Here is a 7,516-nt window from a genome sequence, read left to right on the forward strand (position 1 = left end):
ACGGGCGAGGGTTGCTTTGTTCGTTTTATAATCTAATTTGAGCCGGTTCACACTTTTCAATGAAAATGACTGAAAATTTTCTCGACGAGTTATGTAGACTGGCTGCCATTATTAATGAGGCACGTGTACATGACTACTGAGCTTGAAACCTCTTTTGCTGACCTGGGGCTGTCTGCTCCGATCATTTCTGCCCTTACTGATTTGGGCTACGAAAAACCTTCACCAATCCAGGCTGAGTGTATTCCTCACCTGTTAAGTGGCCGCGACGTTCTGGGTATGGCTCAGACAGGTTCCGGTAAAACAGCCGCATTCTCTTTACCGCTGCTGCACAATATTGATGCTTCACTGAAAGCACCACAAATTCTTGTTCTGGCACCTACCCGCGAACTGGCGGTTCAGGTTGCTGAAGCAATGACTGATTTCTCTAAACACATGCATGGCGTGAATGTGGTTGCCCTTTATGGCGGCCAGCGCTATGACGTCCAGTTGCGCGCACTGCGTCAGGGACCACAAGTTGTTGTGGGTACACCGGGCCGCCTGCTGGACCACCTGAAACGCGGCACCCTGAACCTCTCTAACCTGAGTGGCCTGGTGCTGGACGAAGCTGATGAAATGCTGCGTATGGGCTTCATCGAAGACGTCGAAACTATCATGGCGCAGATCCCGGCTGAACATCAGACCGCGTTGTTCTCTGCAACTATGCCAGAAGCTATCCGTCGCATTACCCGTCGCTTCATGAAAGATCCTCAGGAAGTGCGTATCCAGTCAAGCGTAACCACGCGTCCTGACATCAGCCAGAGCTACTGGTCTGTCTACGGTCTGCGCAAAAACGAAGCGCTGGTGCGTTTCCTGGAAGCAGAAGATTTTGATGCGGCGATCATCTTCGTTCGTACCAAAAACGCAACGCTGGAAGTGGCTGAAGCGCTGGAACGCAGTGGCTACAGCAGTGCTGCACTGAACGGTGACATGAATCAGGCACTGCGCGAGCAGACTCTGGAACGTCTGAAAGATGGCCGTCTGGACATTTTGATCGCAACCGACGTGGCAGCACGTGGTCTCGATGTAGAACGTATCAGCCTGGTTGTTAACTACGACATCCCGATGGACTCAGAATCTTACGTTCACCGTATCGGTCGTACCGGTCGTGCTGGCCGTGCGGGTCGCGCACTGCTGTTCGTTGAGAACCGTGAACGTCGTTTGCTGCGTAACATTGAACGCACCATGAAGCTGACCATTCCAGAAGTTGAAATCCCAACTGCAGAAGTTCTGGGCGAACGTCGTCTGGCTAAGTTTGCAGCGAAAGTTCAGCAACAACTGGAAAGCAGCGATCTGGATCAATACCGTGCGCTGCTGGCGAAACTGCAACCTGCAGAAGAGCTGGACGTTGAAACACTGGCGGCGGCACTGTTGAAAATGGCACAGGGCGAACGTCCTTTGATCGTTGCAGCGGATCCGGTCTTCAAAAGCCGTCCACCACGTCGTGAATTCGAAGAACGTGGTGACCGCGGTGATCGTGGCGATCGTCGTGACCGTCCGGTACGTAGCAATGATCGTCCTGTACGTGATGGCGACAGCCCACGTCGTGAGCGTCGTGACGCTGGCGAAATGGAACTGTATCGCATCGAAGTGGGTCGTGACGATGGCGTTGAAGTTCGTCACATCGTTGGCGCTATCGCTAACGAAGGCGACATCAGCAGCCGTTACATCGGTAACATCAAGCTGTTCGGTACGCACTCTACTATCGAATTGCCGAAAGGTATGCCGGGCGAGATCCTGTCTCACTTCACCCGTACACGTATCCTGAATAAACCGATGAACATGCAGTTGATCGGTGATGCGGTGCCACAGGCTCCACGTCGTGATCGTCCGGCCGGTGCTGGCGGTGAGCGTCGTGGTAACGGTGCTCCGCGTCCGTTCAACGGTGAACGTCGTGAAGGTGCCCGTGGTACTGGTGCTCCACGTACTTTCAGTGGTGACCGTCGTGAAGGCGCTTCAGCCGCAGGTGACCGTCGTCCGCCAAGCCGCGCACCACGTCGTACTTCTGACGCATAATCTGATTTCAGTTCGCTGATCCTCAGATAATAAAAAACCAGCCTTCATCAGGCTGGTTTTTTTTCGTCTGCAATTTACGGGGCCGGTTAGCCAATACGCTGCGCTTTAACCAGTTCACCTTGAAGCTGTGAAACAATCTCGAATGAATGCAGGCGTGCCTGATGATCAAAAATCTGGCCGTTGATCATCAGTTCATCGGCTTCGGTTTCACGCAGAATATTTTGCAAACCCTGACGCACCGTTTCTTTGTTGCCGACTACCGACATACGCAGCGCATTATCCACGCCAAAACGTTCCTGAGCGGACCATAAGCTTTCGATGTTATCGACCGGCGCAGGCAGTTTGCCCGGCATGCCGCGACGCAAATTGATGAACTGCTGCTGATTAGAGGTGAACATCCGGCGCGCTTCTTCATCCGTATCGGCAGCAATGGCATTGATACAGACCATTGCGTGCGGTTTCTCAAGCTGCGCGGAAGGCTGGAACTTGCTGCGGTAAATCGCTAACGCCTGATACAGCATGTCTGGTGCGAAATGTGAGGCGAAGGCAAATGGCAGGCCGAGGGCCGCCGCCAGTTGAGCGCTGTACAGGCTGGAGCCGAGTAACCAGATCGGCACATGCAAACCCTGGCCGGGCACGGCCTGAACCGGCTGCTGAGGCTGAACATCACCGAAGTACATCTGCAATTCCTGCACATCCTGCGGGAAGTTATCGATTTCACCGGAAAGATGGCGGCGCAGGGCAATCATGGTGCGCTGATCGGTACCCGGCGCACGGCCCAGCCCCAGATCCACACGGTTCGGATAGAGCGTGGCGAGCGTACCGAACTGTTCTGCAATCACCAGCGGTGAGTGGTTTGGTAGCATCACGCCGCCGGAACCCACACGAATCGTTTTCGTCCCACCCGCGATATACCCCAGCAGCACAGAGGTTGCCGCACTGGCGATGCCGGTCATATTGTGGTGCTCTGCCATCCAGTAACGCTGGTAGCCCCATTTCTCGGCATGCTGTGCCAGATCCAGTGAACACTGGAATGCGCGGGCAGGATCCGCGCCTTGCGGAACCGGTGCCAGATCGAGAACGGAAAGGGGAACGGTGTTTTTATCAGACATAATCGCAGCTCACTCTTAATGGAGGTGAGGGGAGAAAGTATTCACTCCGCTCATAATTAGAACGAGTATTACCCAATGCTGACGTATTGAATACGGCATTTGTGCTCTTAAATGCCGTTTAAACATCCTAAAATCAGATTGAAATAACTTAAACTATCATTTCAGCCAATATGTTGTTTTGTGTTAAAAACGGGCAAACAAAAAGGGTGTCGCACCGATGAGTAAACGAATTTTATTGACCCTCCTGCTGGTCGCCGTTGCGGTTTCTCTGGCGGTGCTGTTTCGGGCGCACAATCAGGATCTCTTGTTACAGGGCGAAGTTGACGCGCCGGAAGTGATTGTGGCGTCGAAAGCTAAGGGCCGCGTCATAGAACGCCATGTGGAACGCGGCGACGATGTCAAAGCCGGGCAGCTATTGATCACCCTCGACAGCCCCGAGCTGATGGCGCAGTTGCGCGCGGCCGAAGCGGCGCGCGATCAGGCAAAAGCCCAGCTTGATCTTTCCATTAACGGCACCCGTGAAGAAAGTATCCGTAACCTGAAAGCCACGCTGGCGCAGTCGCAGGCGGAATACATTAATGCACGTGATCTTTATAACCGTAATGCCAAAGTGGCGACTAAAGGCTTTATTTCTGCTTCTGATTTAGAAGATTCCCGCCGTGCCCGCGACAGTGCTTATCAGCAGGTATTAGTCGCCAAAGCTAATCTGGATGAAGGCGTCAACGGCGACCGCGTTGAGCAACGTGAAAGCTATGCCGCCCAGTTGCGTCAGGCGGAAGAAGATCTGCTGGAAGTGAAAGCGCAAACCGATGATTTGCAGGTTAAAGCACCGGTTGATGGTGAAGTCGGGCCAGTTCCCGTGGAAGTCGGCGAGCTGCAAAATGCCTCGAGTCCGTTACTGACGTTAGTCCGTCTGCCTGATGCGTATTTCGTGTTTAACCTGCGGGAAGATATTCTGGCGGGCGTGCGTAAAGGCGATAAAGTCCAGATGCGCGTTCCGGCGCTGAATAACCAGATGATCGAAGCTGAAGTGCGCTACATTGCGCCGCTCGGCGATTATGCGACCAAACGTGCCACGCGTGCGACCGGCGACTTTGATTTAAAAACCTTTGAAGTGCGTCTGTACCCTGCGAAACCGGTGCCCGGATTACGACAGGGCATGAGCGCGTTGTGGCAATGGAAAGCTAAGTGAGACCGGTCAAAGCGCCGCGCAGTGAAAGGGTAAAAGCCGCATGGCGCTGTTTCAATCGGGCTTTTACCCGCGAGACCCGGCACGCTTTCCGCAAGCCGGTGATTCACTGGTTGTGCTGGATTTTCCCTTTGCTGCTTTTCGGGCTCATCAGCAGCAACTTTTCGGAAGGCACTTTGCTGGATTTACCGGTTTCTGTGGTCGACAACGATCACAGCCCGCTGTCCAAAACGCTGATCCGTAAACTGGACGCCGGTTCCCATGCGCACGTGCAGGCTTTCGGGGGCGGCTTACCGGAAGCGGAATACCGTCTGCGTACCGCGCAGGATTACGCGCTTTTGTATATTCCCAACGACTTTGAAGCCGACGTGCTGGCTGGAAAACAGCCCAGCGCGGTGCTCTATTACAACGCTTTATTCTATGGTGCCGGACTGTACTCCACTCAGGATTTCAGCGGACTGATCACCGAACTTAACACCCGTTACCGTTCAATCATTGCGACAGAAATGGGCAAAACGCTGCCGTCGCTGGCAAGCGTCGATGTCTCTTATGGCAGCTTGTTTAACGCCAGCGGCAGCTACATCTATTACCAGCAATTTGCCGCGACCATTCACCTGCTGCAATTGTTTACAGTAACCTGCATGATCTACGTGATGGCGCGCAGTCAGGCCTTACTCAGCGCGCCTTCTTTCACTCTGGCATTGCTCGGTAAACTCGCACCGTATACGTTGTGTTTCACCACTTTGCTGATGGTGGAAATCGCTATGCTGGTCGGGTTCTTTGACGCACGTGTCAGCGGTAATCCCTTATATATGCTGCTGATCGGTTTTTTCTATGTGATCGCCGCACAAAGCCTTGGATTGCTGCTTTTCACCTTCACCAAAACCACGATCACGGCTTACACCATGATGGGGATTTTCGTCAGTATCGCGCTGACATTCTCGGGAATGGCGGTACCGGTACTGTCGATGCCACTGCCCGCCCGTATTATCTCCGGCATCGAACCCCTGAGTTACGCACTGGCCGCCATGTTTGACGTTTTCCTGCGCGAAGTGTCGGTGCGCGGCATCCTGATGGTGTGCTGCATCCTGCTGATCTATCCGCTGCTGACCAGTTTGCTGGTACGTAAACGCCTGTATATGCGGATGAAACAACAGGAGCCAGGACAATGACCGGTCGCGAATGGGTTAAAACCTGGTGGAAAACCTTCGGTAAAGTGCTCACCGGTTTGCTCGATAAACCGATGTGGATGATGTTGCTGCTTTCACTGTGCGTGATGAGTCTGGTGTATGCCAACCGTACGGTGTGGGATTTGCCCGTCGCGGTGATCGACCAGGATCACAGCACCGCCAGTCGCATGCTGGCCCGTCAGCTTGATGCGGGATCGAAAATTGCCACTGTCGCTTATGACAATCTGGCGGAAGCGGAACACGATCTGGCGCTGCGAAAACTGTTCGCGGTGATCATCATGCCGGTCGATCTGGAGAAGAAGATCCTCGCCGGACAAAACATCGTGATCCCGGTGTATGGCGATGCGACTAACCGGCTGGCAAACGGGCAAATCCAGCAGGATGTGCTCGCGGCGTATCAGTCGATCCTCACGCAGTACAATACGGATTTGCTGCTCAGTAACGGTTTCAGTGAGCGTCAGGCCAGCGTGGTGCTTTCCCCGATCCTCGGCCAGTCGCTTGATGTGTTTAACCCTGGCATCAGTTTTGCCGCGATTATTTTCCCCGGCTTGCTGGTGATGTTATTGCAGCACTCGCTGCTGATCGCCAGCGTGCGTGTCAGTATTGTGCTCAATAGCGGGCCTGCCGGGAAACCTTCGATCCCGGCTTTTCTGGGGGGGATTTCGGCGCTGATCCCGGTCTGGCTGTTTCTGTCGATCGTATTGTTTGTGCTGTGGCCGTGGGTATTGGGTTACCGGCAAACGGCCACCATTCCTGAAATTTTGCTGCTGACCTTCCCGTTCCTGCTGGCGGTTCTGGGCTTAGGAAAACTGGTGACGGAATGCCTGCGCAGCGTGGAGCTGATTTACCTGACGCTGGCCTTCCTGACCACGCCGGTGTTCTATATTTCCGGTACCATCTGGCCGTTGCAGGCGATGCCAGCGTGGGTTCGGGCCATTTCTTCGATGCTCCCTTCAACGTGGGCGACTAAAGCGATTGCCGGTGTGAATCAGATGGGATTGCCGTTTAAGGATGTCGGCGGTGACATTATGATGCTGCTGATCCTCTGCGTGTTTTACACATTCATCGGCATTGCCGTGGGCATGCTGCGCGATGGTGTCCGGCTGCGCGCGATGTTCCGGCCGAAGCATCCCCGCGCATAAAAAATCTATGGTCACCCCCTTTTTTGCAACGTTGATTTTGATTTATAATGGGCTTGCTTAAATCTATACGGCGTCTGATGGGCAACCTTACGTTGCCCGCGCCACGATGAAGTCCGCGCCTGCAGAACCTTAAAAAGCGGACGGCTTCAAAGAGCCATTTTTTATGTCAGGTTCATCCGCAGGTCGCTGTGCCGTTCATGTCATCAATAATCAGTCGTCGCAAAACCAGAAAGTCACTGCGTAACGCCTAAGAGCTAACAGTTCGTCCCTGTTGGCTCTTTTTATTGGATAAAAGCTGTACGATGGGTTGTCACCGACCAGGCTATTCGGGCCAGTTTGTTGGCTAACCCGCAGGCCACTACGTTCGAGTGATGCCGCGAGAGCTGGGCCTTCACCCAGTCAGCCAGCCGCCCCTGATTGTGTTCAAGTCGTTGCATAAAAGCGCGAGCGCATTGCACCAGAAGACGTCGCAGATTTTTATCCCCGCGCTTACTGATGCCCATTAGCGTACTTTTWCCGCCAGTGCTGTACTGACGTGGGACTAACCCCGTCGATGCAGCAAAGTCCCTGCTGCTGGCATAACTTTTTCCATCGCCAAGCTTCGTGGCTAAAAGGCTTGCCGTGATAAGTCCAACGCCGGGGATAGTCAGCAAGCGCTGYGCGGTATCGTCATCCGCCATGTGGGTTTTTAACTCTTGTTCGAGTTCTTCAATCTGTTCAGTGAGGTAGGCRTAATGCTGATGGAGACGCATAAGTAATCGCGCTAAATAAGGCGGCAGTTCGTGCTCTTCAAGCACCGCRGCAAGACGCCTGATAACCGCGRTGCCGCGC

7 protein-coding genes are annotated in these 7,516 nt (G+C 53.9%); 5 read left to right on the forward strand and 2 right to left on the reverse strand.

The window, feature by feature from the left end; translation table 11 throughout:
* Positions 1-65: 65 nt before the first annotated feature.
* Together yrbN and AC1DUO_RS18765 are read left to right on the forward strand one after the other, a co-directional pair.
* Positions 66-140, forward strand: a complete 75-nt coding sequence (yrbN, locus tag AC1DUO_RS18760) for a protein YrbN (RefSeq protein ID WP_223499600.1) — start codon at positions 66-68, stop codon at positions 138-140.
* Positions 130-2,052, forward strand: a complete 1,923-nt coding sequence (locus tag AC1DUO_RS18765; protein WP_119261168.1) for a DEAD/DEAH family ATP-dependent RNA helicase — start codon at positions 130-132, stop codon at positions 2,050-2,052. The genes yrbN and AC1DUO_RS18765 overlap by 11 nt, the downstream gene beginning before the upstream one ends.
* 86 nt (positions 2,053-2,138) lie before the next feature.
* Here the strand turns inward: AC1DUO_RS18765 and AC1DUO_RS18770 are convergent, their stop codons facing one another.
* Entirely contained in the window at positions 2,139-3,164 is a 1,026-nt protein-coding gene (locus AC1DUO_RS18770; RefSeq protein WP_013573827.1) for a luciferase-like monooxygenase, read from the reverse strand.
* 217 nt (positions 3,165-3,381) lie between these two features.
* Here AC1DUO_RS18770 and AC1DUO_RS18775 point away from each other — a divergent pair, with 217 nt between their 5' ends.
* Genes AC1DUO_RS18775 through AC1DUO_RS18785 form a run of 3 tightly spaced genes read left to right on the forward strand, consistent with a single transcriptional unit; the run spans position 3,382 to position 6,685 of the window.
* Complete coding sequence (locus AC1DUO_RS18775; protein WP_119261169.1) at positions 3,382-4,356, forward strand: HlyD family secretion protein; 975 nt, start codon at positions 3,382-3,384, stop codon at positions 4,354-4,356.
* On the forward strand, positions 4,353-5,525 hold the full coding sequence (locus tag AC1DUO_RS18780; protein WP_119261170.1) for an ABC transporter permease: 1,173 nt from the start codon (positions 4,353-4,355) through the stop codon (positions 5,523-5,525). Before AC1DUO_RS18775 ends, AC1DUO_RS18780 begins: the two co-directional genes overlap by 4 nt.
* Positions 5,522-6,685, forward strand: coding sequence for an ABC transporter permease (locus AC1DUO_RS18785; RefSeq protein WP_013573830.1), 1,164 nt, complete (start codon positions 5,522-5,524; stop codon positions 6,683-6,685). The genes AC1DUO_RS18780 and AC1DUO_RS18785 overlap by 4 nt, the downstream gene beginning before the upstream one ends.
* Before the next feature lie 281 nt (positions 6,686-6,966).
* Here the strand turns inward: AC1DUO_RS18785 and AC1DUO_RS18790 are convergent.
* Positions 6,967-7,516 (reverse strand): IS110 family RNA-guided transposase (locus tag AC1DUO_RS18790; RefSeq protein WP_477988279.1); only part of this gene is annotated, 550 nt, incomplete at its 5' end.

The organism is Rahnella sp. P4_A8, from assembly GCF_056402435.1.